Consider the following 17,027-nt stretch of genomic DNA (forward strand, 5'->3'; position numbering starts at 1 on the left):
CTGCCGAGATGCGGATCCGCTTGCGAAAGCTATCGTCGGAGGAGCCCGGGGAGAGGCGGGAACAGCCGTCTGTCGCGGGCTTCCCGGTGCGGCGGACAACCCGCCGCCCGCACTTCGGAGGTGCCTGATGCAGCATATCGAAATGATCAACGAGAACATGCGGAAAGCCATCGAGGAATGTATGTCGTGTTCGGCGCTGTGCGAGGAGACCATCTCCTACTGCATGGACATGCCCGGCACGATGATGGACGCCGCGAACCTGCGGCTCATGATGGACTGCGCGGCGGTCACCCGGACCTGCGCCGACCTGATGTGCCGGATGTCGCCGTTCCACGGCGAGATGTGCGCCATGTGCGCACGGGTCTGCGGCGCCTGTGCCGAAATGTGCGAGAAGATGCCGAGCGACGCCCAGCTCGCACGCCTTGCCCGGGCCTGCCGGTCCTGCCTGGACAGCTGCAACGCGATGGCGGGTGCTGCTGCCTGAGCTGACCAGGGGCCCGCCGTCGGCCTGCGGCGTTCTCGCTCTGCGTTCTCGCTCTGCGTTGCCCCTGCCGTTTCCGCTAATGCCGAGTGACTGCGTGATCTTCCACGGCTGTGGTGGTCCTGCCGCCCCTGCGTCTTGGGTGTCGGAGTCCGTCCCGAGTACGCAACGTGGCGGACTCCGGCGACCCGGCGGTCTCGTTCGGGGTCCCCGCGGCACCTGTGCGGGTGCCGCGCCGGACCGGCCCCTCCGCCTGGGCCGCCGCGAGCACCTTCGGGTATCGCCCCGCCGTCCGGTGCCGGGGCGGATGTGCTGGGCCTCGCCGGCACCCGGCGGAAACATTCGGGTAACCAGCGTTAATTGTGTTGACATTCGTTCGGGGCGCCGACAGAATGCGACCATGCCTCATCCGGCGCGGCGACGGACCGTTCTGGTCATCCGTGGCCACATCGACTTCCTGCGTGTCGCTTCCGCGGTCTGTCCGGTCCGGGTACCTCGCTAGTCCTCCCTTGTCGGCGCGCCGCCACCGTTCCCCGGCGCCTCGCATGTGCTCCGCCGCTTTCGCCCATCGCCGTTCAGCCAGGCTGCGCCGATCGGGTTTCCCGCGGCCCCACACGCGCCTTTTTCCGTGCTGGAGCGCGCCGCCATCCGCGTCCGGACGGCTTTGATCGGAGCATGCCGTGTCAATTCCCCTCTCCTCGCCCCCCTCTCATCTGCGTCCACGCGGCTACGTCGGCGGTCCTGGTTCCCGCTACTGGCCGAGCGGCGATCCCACCCGGCGCGCGGGGGCGAACGTGGTCCTCCTTCCCGGCCGCGGGGAATCTGCCGAGATTTTTGAGAACCTGGCCTTCCGGCTGGCGCTTGACGGCTATCAGGTGATGTTTCTCGATCATGGGAGGGACACTGTCCTGGCCCTTGGCGAGGCGCGCGAACCGGGGCTGCCGTTCGTTCTGCTCGGTTCGGACAGCGGCGCCCTGCGCGCGCTGGTCGGTGCCGCGTCGCCCGCCGTCCGCCCGGACGCGCTCATCCTGGTGGACCTGCCGCTGCTGCACCGTGCGGTCGCCGGGGAGCCCCCCGGCCAGCCGATCCCGCGATCGCTTCCGGACCTGCCCATCCTGCTGCTGCACGGCGAGGACGATCGGGTGACCCCGTTTCCGCTTGTTCGCATGGCAACGCGGACCGCCCGGCGAGCGAGGCTCGCGACCCTGCCTGGCGGCCGGGGCGTGCTGTCCGGCCCGGGCCGACGCGCCGCCGGGGCGCACGTCCTACTCTTCCTGGAGAACCTACGGATGCCGCGGCTGGCCTCCTCTCGACGGTCGGCCTCGCCAGCCTGACCGGGCCGCGCGCCCACATCTGCCGCCCCAGTGCTCGCAGGGGGCACGCCGTTCCCCGCCGCCCCGCCTCCCGCCGTCGTCACCCCCCAGCCGTCGCCCCTGCCGCGCCCGACCGGACCTTGGCATCCGCCTCCCCGCCGTCGCTGCCCCGCTGCCGCCGTGGGCCCAGAAGCCGGCGCGATCGGTCCGGCATCGGCATCGGTCCCAGCTCTGGCGCCGTGATGCGCTCTCCGTAGCGGCGATGATGCTTTTCGTGGTCCTGTCTGCGCTCTCGGCCTCCACCGCCGACTGCCACCGGCTGCGTCCTGGCTCGGCTAGGGGCAACAAATCGGGGCACTCCGCCAACAACGGGTGATCGTCCTCAATGCCCGAAGGTTCGGTCGATGTCTGAGAGTTGCGGCGTCACAGCGCTATGCACGTAACGTGACGGGCATGTGCCGGAATCCGGGCAGAACTAGTACTTGTCACTACGGTACGTAGTTCGCTACGGTTGCCGGGCACTAGTCGCTCCGGGCCGACGCCGAGTTCTGCCCACGGTCCGGGGTCCCTCCAAGACAGCTTGGGCAGAAGCGGGGGAACCAGGTTCCTCCGGGCGGCCCCGTCACGGCCGCCCTCGGGGTTAAGTCGTCTCCACGGAGACGACCGGGCTTCCCGGCCCGAACCCGACAGCTAACCTCGCAGGCGTACGGGAAGGACTCGACGTTGCCTGTGTATCGGGAACGCTCGGCCGCGGTCTCGATGACCGCCCTGCCGACCTGCACTTTCTGCGATGCGCCCTCGCCACGACGGGCGCCGTTCTCGCCCTGACGCAGCCGCGAGAACGTGCCAGCGGCCGGCGTTTGCCGGCCGGCCATGTGCGTGTACGACATCACCGGCCCAGCTGACGGACCGCACGGGTCGCCGTCGGCGGTCGACCGCGCTCCCCGGCCCGCCCGCAGCGGGCGGCCCGGCGTGATGCGGTCGCCTCGCTGATCGGGCCGGAACTCTCACCAATCTCGGAGATCTTCTCGGCCGATCGTTTTCGCGGGCCGGCAGAGTGGTGTTTCGAAACCAGATAGTCCGTGCTGCCCATATCTGGTGAGAGAGAACCGCTCCCCTCCATTGAGCGGTAGTCATCACCGATTCCAAACCTGTGTTCGACGACACCGAAATGAGATGTCAAAGAATGGCTAAGGGAAAGCATCGGAAGCATTCCACCCGGCACCGCGGCGCCGTCATCGCCGCCGCCGGCGTGATCGGTGCCGGAGCCAGCATGATCGCCACCGCGAGCCCGGCGGGTGCCGCCACCGGCACCGTCTCGGACGTCACGATCGCCAGCGCGGCGGCGAACGCGGGCCTCGCCGGCTGCCGTGGCATACCGCTGTCCACCTGGGTCGCGGTCGCTCTTGCCGAGTCCGGCGGCAACACCTTCGCCCACGCCACGGTCGGTGAGGACTCGCGCGGACTCTGGCAGGTCAACATGCGTGCGCACGCCGGCTGGGTGGGTAACCGCAACCTGTACGACCCCGCCACCAACGCCTGGGCGGCGAAGCGGATCTGCGACTCCCAGGGCATCACGGCCTGGAGCGCGTACACCCGCGGCATGCACAACCGGTTCCTGGGCCGCGGCCAGGCCGCCGCGGCCGCCGTCTCCGGTGGCGTCAGCGTCCGCACCGTCTCCTACACCGCGCCCGCGGCCTCCTACACCGCGCCCGCGGCGCCCGCTGCGGCGGTCTCGACGGGGTATCCGTCGCTTGCCAGCGGTCGGGGCTACCGCCAGGACGTCCGGCAGATTCAGCAGAAGCTGGCCGACCTCGGTTACCCGATCCTCGTCGACGGCCAGTTCGGCTACCAGACGAACCACATGGTCAAGGACTACCAGCTCAAGCACGGCCTGCTGGTGGACGGCGTCGTCGGACCCCGGACGCGGGCCAGCCTCGGCATCTGACGATCTCGATCGGCACGGCGCCGCCGGGTGGTGTTCCCAGCCCACCCGGCGGCGCCGTCGTCGTCTGTCGGCGCCGGCGCATCCTCACGAAGCGCCTCCCAAGGCCGGGGGCGCCGTCGCATAGCGGCGGGAGGAGAGGACTACCGCCGGTCGAGCGGGGTATTTCCTGCACCGGCCCAGGCGGGGCCATCGGTCCCCGGGTGGAGGTGGAACGGGGTCCGATCAGCGAGGATCTCCGACCGACGAGGATCATCATGGTCGACGAGCTCGGATCCGTTTCGGGCCCGATCGCCCGTCCCGGTGCCCGGACTCCCGGCGAACCAGTTCACGGCTCCCGGCGGACCGGCGCCGCGGCGAGCGGGCCCGGGTCGGGTGTGGTGTTTGCCGTGCTGGGCCCGCTGGAGGTCTGGCGCGGGCCGGGGGAGCGCGTCCGCATCGACCAGCGCAAGAAGCGGGCGCTACTGCTCACCCTGCTCCTGCACGCGGGGCGGTGGACCTCGGTGGAGGAGATGCTTCTGGCGCTCTGGCAGGACGAACCACCCCGGTCCGCCTTCGGCAACATCAAGACCTACCTGTCCGAGCTGCGGCATACGCTGCCCACGTCGCCTGGAGATTCGGCGGTGCCGGCGTCGATCAGGGCGGTGGGCCCGCGGGCCGCGGTTCTTCGCCGTCCGGCCGGCCCAGGTCGCATCGAGAGCCGCCCGGGGGAGTACCGGCTGGTCGTCGCGCCCGACGAGATCGACGTCATCCGCTTCGAGCAGGCAGTCGAACGCGGCCGGGTCGCCGCGCGAGCCGGGGCACCGGCCCAAGCCGCCGAGCTGTTCGAGCAGGCGCTCGGCTGGTGGCGGGGAAGCGCATTCGACGAGCTGCCGGCCGAGGTCGGTGGTGCTGAGAGCCTCCGCCTCGAGGAGGCCCGGTGGGCGGCCCGGGAGGCGTTGATCGACGCCCGCCTCGCCCTGGGCGAGCACGACCAGGTGCTGCCGGCGCTGCGCGCGCTCACCGTGGAGTACCCGACCCGGGAGCGTCTCTGGGCGCAACTGCTCGTCGCCCTGGAGCGCAGCGGTCGCCGGGCCGAGGCGCTGCGCGAGTACCGCGTCCTCTACCAACGGCTGGTGACGGAGCTCGGGATCGAGCCCGGTGCCGAGCTGCGCCGCGTGCATCAGCAGGTCCTGGACCCGGAGCCTGGCTGGTCACGTTCCTCCCGGGGGCCGGCAGGCACGCCGGCGCCGCTGAACCGGCAATGAACCTTCCGCGGGAATCCCTACCGGGCGGGCTCGATCGTCCGGTCCGCAGATCTGCCGTGGCGTTCGCATAGGCGGTCGGACCGGCCTGGTCGCGCAGGGGGCGGGAGAGCTTTCGGTGGCTGGCGACCTGCGGTGGGCTTTGCCTTCTGCCCGCCAGGCGGAAGAACGCGAACAGGGAGGGCACGCATGACGGCGACCTATGAACCTCCGCGCCTGGCGGCGGCCGGTCGATGTGCGGAGGTCACCCGGGGCCGCTGGGGCCGGGGACACGGCGGTGGCGGATTCGCCGCCGGCGGGTTCTTCTTCTGAGCGCCTGAGGTCGCGGTGACAACGCCCATCACGGTCCGGCAGCCGGGCTGCGCCGTCCGGCCCGCGTCGTCCCGGCCGAGCTGCTGGTTCGTCGCCTTGGCGGACCGGGGTCCGGTGACGCTGCCCGCCGGGGTCCGGCGGGTGTTGCGACATGCCTCGGGGCGGCCGTGGATCGTCGGCGACTGGCCGGATGACGCCCTGGTCAGCGTAGCGACCAGCCGAGCCCGGATAGCGCTCGTCGGCTGCGCCGCGACGAATCCCAGCCAGCTCCTGCGCCTGCTCCTGGCGGCGCGGGACGTGCACTCCCTCGACGTCGCGCGCGCCATCGCCGGCGATTATCACGTCATCGCCGAGATCAACGGACAGCGCCGGATCCAGGGCAGTCCGACCGGCACGCGGCGGATCTTCACCGCGGTTTCGGGCGGGCAGCACATCGCCGCGGACCGTGCCGACGTCCTTGCCGAGTTGACCGGCGGCGGGCTGAACCGCACGGTGCTTGCATTGTCCCTGCTTGACCCGTCCCCGCCGTACCCGCTCGATGACCTCGTCCCCTGGGAGTCGGTCGAGGCCGTGCCACCCGATCATTATCTGTTCCTCGATCGTGACGGGCGGGTCGAGCGGATGCGCTGGTGGCGGCAGCCGGCGTCGGTGCGCTCGCGCGCCGAGGGCGCGCCGATCCTGCGTGCGGCCCTCGCCGAGGCGGTGGCCGTGCGGGTGGCCGCCGGGCGCACCGTCAGCGCGGACCTGTCCGGCGGGCTGGACTCGACCTCCGTGTGCTGCCTGGCGGCCCGTGGTGCCGCCGACATCGTCGCCGTCACCGGCATCGCCCAGGACCCCGGTGACGACGATCCGCGCTGGGCAGCCCGGGCGGCCGCCTCGCTGCCCGGCGTCGCCCGGGAGATCCTGCCCGCAAGCGAGCTTCCACTTGCCTTCGACGGCATCGCCTCCGCCGGTGAGCCGCTCGACCATCCCTTCGTCGGCGTGGTCGACCGGGCGAAGCTGCGCGCGGGGCTGGACCGCGTCGCCCTCTACGGCCCTCGCCTGCACCTGACCGGGCTCGGCGGCGACGAGATCGCCGGGGGAACGCCGAACTACCTGCCTCGGTTGGCTCGCCGACGGCCCTGGACCGCGCTGCGGCATCTGCGTGGCTACCGCGCCCAGGAGGGCTGGCCGTGGGGCGCGAGCCTGCGGATGATGCGCCGTCGGGACTACTCTGACTGCCTCGGCGACATGGCCCGCGCCCTCGAGGCCCGGCATGGGGGGATTTCCCCCTGTCGTGGCCTGCCCTACGTGACGGCCCTGGATTGGACGCTGCCGCCCGTCGTCCCGAGCTGGCTGACCCGCGCCGCCCTGGGGCTGATCGCCGAGGCCTTCATCGATGCGGCCCGCCGAGCCGGTCCCCTGGCACCGACGCGGGACGGACACGCCGACCTGTTCGCGATCCGTGCCGCCGCGTCCGTCTTCCGGCTGTCCGACCAGCTCGCCGGCCCGATCGGCCCGCCCCTGAGCGCGCCGTTCCTCGACGACCGGGTCGTCCGTGCTGCGCTCGCCGTGCGGCCGGAGGAGCGCACCTCTCCGTGGGAGTACAGGCCGCTGCTCAAGGAGGCGATGCGGCAGGTGGTGCCCGCGGACTGCCTGCGCCGGGAGAGCAGGACGGACGCCTGCGCCGAGCAGGACCGGGGGCTGCGCGCGAATCGTGGCGTCCTGGTCAGGCTGTGCGACGACTCACCGTTGGCCGAGCTCGGGCTCATCGAGCCGGGCGTGCTGCGGGAGGCGTGCCGGCGAGGGGCCGCTTCGAACCGCCGGGCCGAGGCGCTCCAACCGACTTTCGCGGCCGACGCGTGGCTGCGTACCCTCGCCGGCCGCCGCGGGTGAGCGCCGGCGGGTTGGGAGCGGCGCCCGTGGCACCGGTACGCCCGGCCGGGGAGATCTGCCGACGACCGACCAGCAGGAGTGATCATGGTGATGTTGCGATCCGACGTGGTGCGGGCGCCGACCGAGTACGGCGCCGTGCTGTTGCACACCGACGACGGGCGGTACTGGACGCTCAACCGGTCGGGTGATCTGGTGCTTCGCGTCATGCTGGACGGGGGTGACACCGCCGCCGCCGTGCGGGAGTTGTGCGCGACCGCAGAGGTCGATCCGCAGGCCGCGCGCCGCGACGTCGAGGGTCTGCTCGCCCAGCTTGCCGATGTCGGCCTGATCGAGCCGGAGTCCGAGGCCCGCTGGTCGCCCGAGGTCGAGGCCGGGTGCCCCGACAACAACGTGGGCGAGCCGGAGGCGCGGCGGTGACCGCGCCGACGGTGCTCGAACGGCCGGAGGTGGTGTTGCGGCCCAGTCGTCGGCTGGGAGCGATGGCTGCGGTCGGGGCCGCGCGGCTGCTCGCGACCCAGTCGCCGGCGCGCATCCGTCGGGTGTTGGCCCGGCTGGGCGCCGGCGCTCAGCCGGCGGACTACGCCACCGCACTCGCCGCCCGCCAGGCGGTGATGGCCGTGAGTCTCACCTGCCGGGGGGCGCGGGGCTGCGTGCCCCGCTCGATCGCCACCACCCTGCTGTGCCGGATGACGGGCAGCGTGCCGACCTGGTGCGTCGGGGTGCGAACCGTCGCGCCGTTCGCCGCGCACGCGTGGGTCGAGGCGGAGGGCGCGATTGTCGGTGAGCCCATGCCGCCCGGGTATCTGCGGGCGCTGCTCGCCGTCGGACCGGGGAGCGCGCCATGGTGAAGGGCCTGGCCGAGCTCTGGGCGTTGCTACGTGGGCATGGACGGCCCGTGATGATCGCCACGGTGCTGACCGTGATCGGTACCGGCGTCGGGGTGCTCCAACCGCTGCTCGTGATGAGGGTGATCGACACCGCGCAGGCGGGTGGCATCCCGCTGTGGCTGGTCGGGGCGCTTCTGGGCCTGTTCGTCTGCCAGGCGGTCATCGACACCACCGGCCACTACCTGCTGGAACGAGCCGGTCAGGGGATCCTGCTGAGCCTGCGCCGGCGGCTGATCGGCCATCTGCTTCAGCTGCGGGTGCAGATCTTCGACACCCGTCGGATCGGGGATCTCATCTCGCGGGCGAACACCGACACCACCGTGGTGCGGGAAGCAGTGGCCTACAGCTTCACCTCGCTGGTCACCAGCCTCATCGGGGTGGTCGGCGCCGTCGCCCTGATGGTCTGGCTCAACCCATGGCTGTTCCTGCTCGTCCTCGTGGTCGTCGCGGTGGCTGGGGTGGTTGTCCTCGGTGCGCTGTCCCGGATCCGCTCAGTGTCCGAGCGCGGGCAGGCCAGCGTCGGGGGCATGACCGCCGACCTGGAACGGGCCTTGGTCGCGATCCGTACCGTGCGGGCGAACCGGGCCGAGCTCCGAGAGGCCGAGCGCATCGGCGATCATGCCGCCGCCGCCTACCAGGCGGGTATCCGGATGGCGAAGCTGGACTCGATCATCGCGCCCGCCATGCAGCTGGCCGTGCAGGGCAGCGTCCTGGTCGTCCTGCTGGCAGGTGGCGTGCTGGTGGCACGGGGTTCGGTCTCGCTCGGCAGCCTCGTCGCCTTCCTGCTCTATGCGACCTACCTGGTCATGCCGTTGTCCCAGCTCATCGAGTCCGCGGCGACCATCCAGCGCGGTCTTGGCGCGCTCGCGCGGGTGAACGCCGTGTTCGCCCTGCCGCGGGAGAACGACGACACCGTGCTGCCCGGCCCGCTGCGCACGATGGCGGTCGCATGGCCCGTCGGGCTAACACCGCCTCCCGTCCGCCTGCTCGCGCGAGCGGCGCCGGGGCACGTGCAGATTCCGTCCGGGCCCCCACCGAAATGGGCGGTCGGAGAGGAACGGCTCGCAGTGGCCGGAGCGCCGGGGATGACAGGTGACGGCGACCGCCTCGCGGCGATCGAGCTGCGGGACGTGCGATTTGCATACACCACGACGCCAGTGCTGCGTGGAGTGTCGTTCCGCGTGCCGCGGCAGGGCCACGTCGCGCTGGTCGGAGCCTCGGGGGCCGGCAAGTCGACCGTTCTCGAACTCATCGAGCGGTTCTACGAGCCGGACGAGGGTCTGATCCTCTTCGCCGGCCGCGACGTCCGTTCCATCCCCCGCAGTAGCGCCCGGACGTGGGTGAACTTGGTTGAACAGAACACACCGGTGCTGCACGGCACCCTGCGGGACAACATCGTCTATGCGATGCCGGACGCAGGCGAGGACGAGATCGCGCAGGTGGTGGCGACGGCGGGGCTGCGGGATCTCGTCGACCGACTGCCGGACGGGCTGCACACCCCGGTCGGCGATCACGGCGTAATGCTCTCCGGTGGAGAGCGACAGCGGGTGGCGATCGCCCGCGCGCTGCTGCCGAGCCCCGCCGTGCTGCTGCTGGACGAACCGACCTCCCAGCTCGACGCAGTCAACGAGCGTGCGCTCACCCTGGCGATGCGTCGGATCGCGGCCGAGCGTGCCCTGCTCGTCATCGCCCACCGGATCTCCACGGTCCGGGCGGCCGACCGCATCATCGTGCTGGACGAGGGACGCGTGATCGCAGAGGGATCCCACGACGAGCTGATGGCGACCAGTGCGTTCTATCGGGGGCTCGCCACCGCCCCGCCGTCACGGCCCGAGGGACCGGCGGGGGAGCGGACTGGCCGGGAAGAGTGCTCCCCGGCGGGTCCGTTCGGACCACCGCCGGCGGCCGGCGACGGCTCGGTGGGACCCCTCAGCCCGCCAGGGCACCGTCGAGCAGGACGCGCAGGGCGTCGCACTGCAGTGGGGTGAGCGAACCGAGTACCCGCCTCCTCGACCCCGTCCATGCGTCGCTCCGCCTCGGTCAGGGCCCGGGTGCCGCTGTCCGTCCGGTGGACGAGGCGGCGGCGCCGGTCCGCGGGATCGCGGCGCCGTTCGATTCGCCTCGGGTGCCGTGCCTGTCGCCTCGGGTCCCGTGCCCGGTTCCGCGGGCCCGCCTGCCGGGCGCGTGTCGATCGAGCTCGCGCCGATGCTAGTCATCGCGACGACCACGATAACAGCGTCCGGATCTCAAGATCCATGACTGCCGCCGTGACCGATCATGGGTACTACTGCCTCGCCGAGGGAGCCAGGGCGGACTTGCGGACCTTGCCCATGGGATTGCGGGGTAGCTCGGCGACGAAGTGGATCTCCCGTGGTCGTTTGTGGACGGACAGCTCCCGGGCCACGAAGTCGGTGAGGTCGTCGGCGGCCGACCTGCTGCTCTTCCCGCCACCGGTCATTTCGGGGGCGACGACGAAGGCGGCGATCCGTTGGCCAAGGTCGTCGTCGGGAAGGCCGACGACGGCAGCCTCCCGTACCTCCGGATGTGCCAGCAGCGCGGCCTCCACCTCGCCCGCACCTATCCGGTATCCGCCGGACTTGATCAGATCGGTCGACCGCCGTCCGACGATCCGGTGATGCCCATCTGGGGCTATCACCGCGGCGTCACCGGTACGGAACCAGCCGTCGGCCGTGAAGGAGGCGGTGGTGACCTCCGGGCGGCCCAGGTAGCCTCCGAACAGGGTTGGCCCCTGGACCTGCAACTCGCCGATGCTCTGCCCGTCGGCCGGCAGCGGGGCGCCGGTCTCGTCGTCGACCAGCCTGGTGCGTACGCCCCTCAGCGGCGGGCCGACCCAGCCGGCGCGACGCTCGCCGTCGGCGCGGCCGCTCGTCGTGATCAGAGTTTCGGTCATCCCGTACCGCTCGATGGGCGCCGAGCCGGTAAGCGTGGCGAGCCGGTCAAGGATCGGCGCCGGCAGAGATGCGCTTCCGGAGACGAGCAGCCGGGCCGTGGCCAGGGCCCGCGCGCTGACCGTGTCGTCGCAGACCCGGGACCAGACCGTCGGCACGCCGAAGTACAGGCTGCCACCGGCCGCCGCGTACGCCGTCGGTGTCGGCCGGACGGTGTGGATCAGTCGGCTGCCGACCCGCAGCGCGCCGAGGACACCCAGGACGAGGCCATGCACGTGGAACAGCGGCAGCCCATGCACAAGGGTGTCGTCCGGGGTCCAGGCCCAGGCGTCGGCGAGGGCGTCGAGGTCGGCGGCGATTGCTGCGGCCGGCACCATGACGCCTTTGGGCGCTCCGGTCGTGCCGGAGGTGTACAGGATGAGTGCTGGTGGGGTGGCCGTGGCTCCGAATGATCCGTCCACGCCCGCTGTGCTCACGGAGGCGCTGCCCGTGACCGCCGTTCCCGCCGCCGAGGTACGGGACACCACCGGGGCCGGGCGTCGCTGCCCGCCCGCCGTCCCCACTGACGACGCCGTGCGGGTGGGATCGACAGACACCGCCGGGATCGGAAGATCATCCCAGTCCGGGCTGCCGAGCAGCAGCTCGGCGCGCGAATCCCGCAGAATGTGACCGCGTTCCCGCGGTCCGGAATCCGGTGGCACCGGGACCGCCGGCACCCCGGCGAGCAGGCATCCGACGATGGAGACGACAGTGGCCATCGAGGCCTCGGCGTGCACCGCGACCGTCCCGGCCCCCGCGACGCGACCGGCAACGGTCGCTGCGGCCCCCAGCAGCTCGGCCCGGGAGAGAACCACGTCGCCGACCTGTACGGCGGGAGCATCGTGATCGACGTCCAGAGGTGGGAACAGCAGCGTCACGTCCAGGATCCTCTCGTCGCATCGGGAATCGCCGTCTGCGTCTTACGGGAGCCGCGGACGTCGTCACGCCCGCATACCACGGCGGCGTGCCACTCCACGACGGTACGGGCTGCCATGGTTGCGGAGCCCACGGTTCGTCAGACCTGCGGGGCCGAGCCGCAGCCGGTCCTGATCCGGAGCCCGCACCTGTGTTCGTGGGCTGGCCGACACCTGGGCCTGAGGTCCGGTGCGGGACTACGCTGGCGCGCTGTGCCAGAGCCAGCGTCACCGCCAGAGCCAGCGTCACCGCCAGAGCCAGCGTCACCGCCAGAGCCAGCGTCACCGCCAGAGCCAGCGTCACCGCCAGAGCCAGCGTCACCGCCAGAGCCAGCGTCGGTGCCGGTGTCGGAGCCTTCGTCCGCCCCGGAAACGGCGGACACGCGTGCGACACCGCGGGTGACCGTCGTCGGTGTCGGTGCGGATGGCTGGGCCGGCCTGTCCCCGGCGGCGCGCGACGCCGTCCGCGCGGCCGGCGTGCTCTTCGGGGCGCAGCGACAGCTCGATCTCATCCCGGAACGGACCGGCGGGCACCGGATCAACGCGCGCCGGGTGACCTGGCCGTCGCCGCTGCTGCCAGCCCTCGCCGGCCTGCTGGCGGAGCATGGCGTACCGGTGGCCGGGTCAGGCGGTGCCGATGCCGACACGTGCGCGGCGTCCGGTGGAGATCATCGACATCTGGCTCCGCGGCGCTCGAGTCCTGTGAGTGACGTCTGTGTTCTCGCCAGTGGCGACCCGATGTTCCACGGAATCGGTACCACGCTCGTTCGCCTGCTCGGGGCGGATCGGGTACGGGTGCTGTCCCATCCCTCGTCGGCGTCCCTGGCCTGCGCCCGACTGGGGTGGGCCGTGGACGGGGTCGACGTCGTGAGCGCGGTGGGCCTCTCGTTGGCCCAGGTGCACGCCGCGCTCGCGCCGAATCGCCGGCTGCTGGTTCTGAGCGCCGACAGGGCCACGCCCATCGCGCTTGCCGATCTACTGGTCGACCGCGGCTACGGCGGGAGTCCGATGACGGTGCTGGAGCGGCTTGGTGCGGCCGACGAGGCACAGCAGCAGGCGACCGCCCGCGAGTGGGCGGCCGCGGCCGCCATCTGGCGGGCCGCCGCGTCTTCCCAATTCCCGCACGGCTCCGCCACGGAGCCTGAACCGGGCGGCAGCACGCCGGGAGGCTTCAAGGCGGGAGGCTCCAAGGCGGGAGACGGACTGGTCAGTGGGCCACCGGACGGCACCGACGCCGGCGTGCTCGGGTGGGAGAGCGGGACCGCGGACGATCTCGTCGCGCCTACAGGGTCCGGCCAGGGCAGTCCGGTGGGCAGCACCGTGGGGCCGAGCAGCGACCGGATGGTGCCGGCGCTGCGCCCACCGGCCGACCTCAACGTGGTTGCCGTCGAGCCGCGGCCCGCGCCGGGCGCCGCTCACCGGCCGCGTACACCCGGGTTGCCCGAGGACGCCTTCGAGCACGATGGCCAGATCACCAAGCGCGAGATCCGGGCGGTCACCCTGGCCAGGCTCGGCCCCGTACCCGGCGAGCTGCTGTGGGACGTGGGGGCGGGCTCCGGCAGCATCGCCATCGAGTGGATGCGCGCCCATGCCACCTGTCGGGCGATCGCCATCGAGCCCCGGGCCGATCGAGCAGAGCGGATCCGGCGCAACGCCACGGCGCTGGGGGTACCCGCGCTGCGGGTCGTCGAGGGGCGTGCCCCGCAGGCCCTCGCGGGGCTGCCAGCACCCGACGCGGTCTTCGTCGGTGGCGGTGTCACGACCGTCGGGTTGCTCGAATCCTGCTGGGCGGCGTTGAGGGGGCGCGGCCGGCTCGTCGTCAACGCAGTGACTCTCGAGTCGGAGGGAGTTCTGGCGGCCTGGTACGCGCGGTGGGGTGGGGACCTGATCCGTCTGTCGGTCAGCCGGGCGTCACCGGTCGGTGGCTTCACCGGGTGGCGCACGGCGATGCCGGTGACCCAGTGGACGGTGTGGCCGGGTGACCACGCCGCCGACGGTGACCGCTGATCAGCCAAGCAGGTCCAGGACGCAGCGGTCGGCCGGACCTCCGGGGATCGCGTGGTCGGGCGCGGCCAGGTGGTGGCGCCAGTGGCGGTCGGCGCCCGCCGTATCGCCGATCTCGACGAGGTCGACAAGCGTGGCGTGGATCTGGCGGGTGGCACCGGCGCTCAACCGATCGTCCGTCGCCCGGCCGACGGCCGCCGCCGGCGCGGGCAGTCCTTCGGGGCTCGCGCCTACGGTGGCGTGCCCGTGGTGGGCGTTGGTCAGCTCGACGAGATGTTGCAGCATTCCCGTGACCACCGACAGGGACTTGTTGCCGGTGAGCTCGACCACGGCCAGGTGGAAGGCAGCCTGCGCCGCCGCGAGTGCCGCGGGGTCGTCGGTGACCTCGTCGGCCTCGGCGAGGATGCCGCGCAGGACCGACACGTCTGCGGGGTTGCGCCGTTCGGCGAGCAGCGCCGCGCACGGTGGCTCGATGACGGCACTGGCCTGATGGACGTCGCCCAGGGTGGCACCGCGATGTTCGAGGACGAGGCCGGCGTAGCGGGCGGCGACCGCTGGACTCGGGGTGTGGACCCGTGCCCCGCCGTGGGCCCCGCGGCGCACCGAGATCAGCGCCTCCGCCTCGAGGACGCGAAAGGCCTCGCGCAGGGTGGGCCGGGAGACGCCGAACTGCGTCATCAGGGTCGGTTCCGGAGGAAGGGCGTCACCCTCGGTGAGCTCACCGCGGATGATCCTCCGCCGCAGTTGGCTGGCGACGAGCTCCGCGGTCTTGGGGACGCGGACCCGGCGGCCCACCGGTGCCGCGCTTACCGGGAGCGAACCGGTGGGAGGTGGCACCCGGGAGATCCGATCGTCGGCGGCGGGGCGGGACCCCGGTGGCTCGGCCGACACCCGGCCGCCGACCGGTGCGGATGGTGCCTGCGATGTGCCTGGGCGGGATGCCGCCGGGGCGGCTGGCCGGGCCATGAGCGGTCCTCCTGCAAAGGCGCGCGTCGATCGCCGATCGATGATCGTCGGGTATCGGTGGACTGTGCGGGCTGTTTATGTTAACAGACGCCTTTCGCCCGGATTGCCAGGAGACCGCCGCCGCCGTTGTGGTTGCCGGAAGGGGCGTCCGGCTCTGGTCGGGAGATGGTCGCTCGGAGCTCGGAGTGATATCCCTCTCGCGCGGCACCGAATACACCGAGCAGCATGGTGAGCTCGGCTGTGGTAGGTGTGGTCCATGGGCATCGTCTCGCCGGGCTTTCACGGCCGCCGGCGGTCGGCTCGTCCCCACCTTCCGCCGGGTCAGTACCTGGAAAAGGGGTTCCCGGTCCTCTCTGCGGGGCCGACTCCACGGGTGACGCGCGACCAGTGGGAGTTCGTGATCACCAATGAGGTTGGACGCCGGTATCGCTGGACCTGGCAGGAGTTCCTCGCCCTGCCGGGCGAGACACCGACCGTCGACATCCATTGTGTCACCCAGTGGTCCAAGCTGGACACGGTGTGGCAGGGCGTCTCGCTGGACGTGTTGCTCGCCGATGTCGAGACCTCGGCGGACTTCGCCGTCGCCTACTCCTACGGTGGCTACACCACCAATCTGCCGCTCGATGACCTGCTGGACGGGCGCGCCTGGGTCGTCCACCGTTTTGACGGAAACGAGCTGGACCCCGAGCACGGCGGCCCGGCCCGACTGCTCGTGCCCCACCTGTATTTCTGGAAGTCCGCCAAGTGGGTGCGTGGCATCCGTCTCCTGTCCGAGGACGAGCCGGGCTTCTGGGAGGCCGCCGGGTATCACGAGCGCGGTGATCCCTGGCTCGAGCAGCGGTACCGCGGCGACTGACGGATTTCGCGGGATCGCTCGTCCCACCGCCGGTCGGCTGGGGGCGCGCGGCAGAAAGAGGGGTGGGACGTGACGGGGCCGCCGCGGGAGCCGGCGGCTCGGCGGACGGCGGCTGCACGGATACCCTGGCGCGTCGCCCGCCTGGCCGAGGTTCGCGATGAGACGCCGAGCGCGCGGACTCTCGTGCTCGATGTGCCGCAGTGGCCGGGGCATCTCGCCGGTCAGCGGGTCGATGTGCGTCTCACCGCCGAGGACGGCTACACCGCGCGCCGTAGCTACTCGCTCGCGGCCCCCACCGACGGGGCGCGCGTCGTCCTCACGGTGCAGCGGGTCGCGGATGGCGAGGTCTCGCCATACCTGACGCAGGTCTTCGCCGTCGGCGACCCGGTGGAGATCCGCGGCCCGATCGGTGGGTGGTTCGTATGGCGCCCGCAGGACCGAGAACCGGTGCTCCTGGTCGCCGGCGGCTCGGGCATCGTGCCGCTGATGGCCATGGTGCGGGCCCGGGTCGCCGCGGCAAGCCGGGCGCCGTTCCGCCTGGCGTACTCGGTGCGCACGCCAGGCGACACCTACTACTCCGAGGAGCTGCGGCACCGCTCCCGCGCCGATGCGGGCCTTGACGTCACGCGGATCTACACCAGAGCGACGCCGCCGGACTGGCCGGTCCCGCCGCGTCGTCTCGGTCTCGCCGAGCTGTCCACGGTCGCGTGGCCCGCCGAGTTCGCGCCGACGTGCTACGTCTGCGGGCCGAACAGCTTTGTCGAGTCCGTCGCGGACATGCTTGTCGCGCTCGGCCATGATCCGGCCCGGGTCAGGACCGAACGCTTCGGCCCGAGCGGACGCTGAGGCCGAACGACCCGAAGCCTGCTGGAGCCGGGTGGGCCTGGCCACGCGACGCCGCCAGTACCTGCAACGCCGCCGGGACCGGAACCGGGTAAATGACCTGTCCCGCCAGTGCTGTCGGAACATGCCGGCGGGTTTCGTCATGGTGGCAGTCCGCGCTGCCGGGGCACCCGGTGGGATGCGCCGGCTCCCGCCCACGCATCAGTGGACATGATCGGCACCGAGAAGGTACTTGCCGAGCTCGGTCCTCTATCCGGTCGGCGGCTGCGCGGTCGATCTCCTCGTCGACCGGGGCACCGCCTGGAGCGTCGGTGCCGTGCCGGGGGAGCCGACGCAATTCGCCGCCGGTACCCTCGCCTCGCCTCGCCGTGGCGGCCGGTGGTGGCGGTGGGGTGTGCATTCCCTGCCGGCAAGGATCTTGCCGCCGTGCTCGAGCTGG

Annotated in this window: 14 protein-coding genes and 1 riboswitch; of the genes, 12 read left to right on the top strand and 2 right to left on the bottom strand. The window is 72.0% G+C overall.

Going from position 1 to position 17,027, the window contains the following annotated elements; genetic code table 11:
• The first annotated feature begins 127 nt into the window (after positions 1 to 127).
• The 9 genes from FRAQA3DRAFT_RS00170 to FRAQA3DRAFT_RS00205 all read left to right on the top strand — a co-directional run bounded on the left by FRAQA3DRAFT_RS00170 (position 128) and on the right by FRAQA3DRAFT_RS00205 (position 10,045).
• Positions 128 to 484 carry a four-helix bundle copper-binding protein gene (locus FRAQA3DRAFT_RS00170; RefSeq protein ID WP_009399074.1) on the top strand — a complete coding sequence of 119 codons (357 nt, stop codon included), beginning with the start codon at positions 128 to 130 and terminating at the stop codon, positions 482 to 484.
• 677 nt (positions 485 to 1,161) lie between these two features.
• The gene (locus FRAQA3DRAFT_RS00175; RefSeq protein ID WP_009399079.1) at positions 1,162 to 1,815 is read left to right on the top strand and encodes an alpha/beta hydrolase; all 654 of its coding nucleotides are present in this window, start codon (positions 1,162 to 1,164) and stop codon (positions 1,813 to 1,815) included.
• Between the two features lie 508 nt (positions 1,816 to 2,323).
• Positions 2,324 to 2,513, top strand: a riboswitch (cyclic di-AMP (ydaO/yuaA leader).
• Positions 2,514 to 2,980: 467 nt separating this feature from the next.
• Positions 2,981 to 3,742, top strand: a complete 762-nt coding sequence (locus FRAQA3DRAFT_RS00180) for a peptidoglycan-binding protein (protein ID WP_009399081.1) — start codon at positions 2,981 to 2,983, stop codon at positions 3,740 to 3,742.
• Positions 3,743 to 3,996: 254 nt separating this feature from the next.
• Positions 3,997 to 4,986 carry an AfsR/SARP family transcriptional regulator gene (locus FRAQA3DRAFT_RS00185; protein ID WP_009399083.1) on the top strand — a complete coding sequence of 330 codons (990 nt, stop codon included), beginning with the start codon at positions 3,997 to 3,999 and terminating at the stop codon, positions 4,984 to 4,986.
• A 186-nt stretch (positions 4,987 to 5,172) separates the two neighbouring features.
• Complete coding sequence (locus FRAQA3DRAFT_RS34365; RefSeq protein ID WP_009399085.1) at positions 5,173 to 5,295, top strand: lasso RiPP family leader peptide-containing protein; 123 nt, start codon at positions 5,173 to 5,175, stop codon at positions 5,293 to 5,295.
• 15 nt (positions 5,296 to 5,310) lie between these two features.
• A complete protein-coding gene (locus FRAQA3DRAFT_RS00190; protein ID WP_009399087.1) occupies positions 5,311 to 7,170 on the top strand; it encodes an asparagine synthase-related protein in 1,860 nt (619 codons plus the stop codon).
• 84 nt (positions 7,171 to 7,254) lie between these two features.
• Positions 7,255 to 7,587 (top strand): lasso peptide biosynthesis PqqD family chaperone, encoded by a 333-nt coding sequence (locus tag FRAQA3DRAFT_RS00195; protein WP_009399089.1) that lies wholly within the window; start codon positions 7,255 to 7,257, stop codon positions 7,585 to 7,587.
• Positions 7,584 to 8,018 (top strand): lasso peptide biosynthesis B2 protein, encoded by a 435-nt coding sequence (locus tag FRAQA3DRAFT_RS00200; protein ID WP_009399090.1) that lies wholly within the window; start codon positions 7,584 to 7,586, stop codon positions 8,016 to 8,018. Before FRAQA3DRAFT_RS00195 ends, FRAQA3DRAFT_RS00200 begins: the two co-directional genes overlap by 4 nt.
• Positions 8,012 to 10,045, top strand: coding sequence for an ABC transporter ATP-binding protein (locus tag FRAQA3DRAFT_RS00205; protein WP_009399091.1), 2,034 nt, complete (start codon positions 8,012 to 8,014; stop codon positions 10,043 to 10,045). The genes FRAQA3DRAFT_RS00200 and FRAQA3DRAFT_RS00205 overlap by 7 nt, the downstream gene beginning before the upstream one ends.
• A 296-nt stretch (positions 10,046 to 10,341) precedes the next feature.
• Here FRAQA3DRAFT_RS00205 and FRAQA3DRAFT_RS00210 read toward each other — a convergent pair whose 3' ends face one another.
• Entirely contained in the window at positions 10,342 to 11,883 is a 1,542-nt protein-coding gene (locus FRAQA3DRAFT_RS00210; RefSeq protein ID WP_009399093.1) for an acyl-CoA synthetase, read from the bottom strand.
• Between the two features lie 435 nt (positions 11,884 to 12,318).
• Between FRAQA3DRAFT_RS00210 and FRAQA3DRAFT_RS36455 the strand changes: the two genes are divergently transcribed.
• Positions 12,319 to 13,926, top strand: a complete 1,608-nt coding sequence (locus FRAQA3DRAFT_RS36455; protein WP_063820769.1) for a bifunctional cobalt-precorrin-7 (C(5))-methyltransferase/cobalt-precorrin-6B (C(15))-methyltransferase — start codon at positions 12,319 to 12,321, stop codon at positions 13,924 to 13,926.
• Here FRAQA3DRAFT_RS36455 and FRAQA3DRAFT_RS00220 read toward each other — a convergent pair whose 3' ends face one another.
• Positions 13,927 to 14,889 (bottom strand): FadR/GntR family transcriptional regulator, encoded by a 963-nt coding sequence (locus FRAQA3DRAFT_RS00220; protein ID WP_009399097.1) that lies wholly within the window; start codon positions 14,887 to 14,889, stop codon positions 13,927 to 13,929.
• Between the two features lie 256 nt (positions 14,890 to 15,145).
• On the opposite strand from FRAQA3DRAFT_RS00220, the gene FRAQA3DRAFT_RS00225 reads away from it, so the two are divergent.
• Entirely contained in the window at positions 15,146 to 15,745 is a 600-nt protein-coding gene (locus FRAQA3DRAFT_RS00225) for a sulfite oxidase-like oxidoreductase (RefSeq protein ID WP_009399101.1), read from the top strand.
• 69 nt (positions 15,746 to 15,814) lie between these two features.
• A complete protein-coding gene (locus FRAQA3DRAFT_RS00230) occupies positions 15,815 to 16,591 on the top strand; it encodes a ferredoxin reductase (protein WP_009399103.1) in 777 nt (258 codons plus the stop codon).
• Positions 16,592 to 17,027: the final 436 nt, after the last annotated feature.

The organism is Frankia sp. QA3 (genome assembly GCF_000262465.1).
Taxonomy (GTDB): domain Bacteria; phylum Actinomycetota; class Actinomycetes; order Frankiales; family Frankiaceae; genus Frankia.

Coding starts and splice junctions, on each gene's coding strand:
- FRAQA3DRAFT_RS00225 (WP_009399101.1), top strand. CDS start 15,146: ATGGGCATCGTCTCGCCGGGCTTTCACGGCCGCCGGCGGTCGGCTCGT.
- FRAQA3DRAFT_RS00205 (WP_009399091.1), top strand. CDS start 8,012: ATGGTGAAGGGCCTGGCCGAGCTCTGGGCGTTGCTACGTGGGCATGGA.
- FRAQA3DRAFT_RS34365 (WP_009399085.1), top strand. CDS start 5,173: ATGACGGCGACCTATGAACCTCCGCGCCTGGCGGCGGCCGGTCGATGT.
- FRAQA3DRAFT_RS00195 (WP_009399089.1), top strand. CDS start 7,255: ATGGTGATGTTGCGATCCGACGTGGTGCGGGCGCCGACCGAGTACGGC.
- FRAQA3DRAFT_RS00185 (WP_009399083.1), top strand. CDS start 3,997: ATGGTCGACGAGCTCGGATCCGTTTCGGGCCCGATCGCCCGTCCCGGT.
- FRAQA3DRAFT_RS00220 (WP_009399097.1), bottom strand. CDS start 14,889: ATGGCCCGGCCAGCCGCCCCGGCGGCATCCCGCCCAGGCACATCGCAG.
- FRAQA3DRAFT_RS00170 (WP_009399074.1), top strand. CDS start 128: ATGCAGCATATCGAAATGATCAACGAGAACATGCGGAAAGCCATCGAG.
- FRAQA3DRAFT_RS00180 (WP_009399081.1), top strand. CDS start 2,981: ATGGCTAAGGGAAAGCATCGGAAGCATTCCACCCGGCACCGCGGCGCC.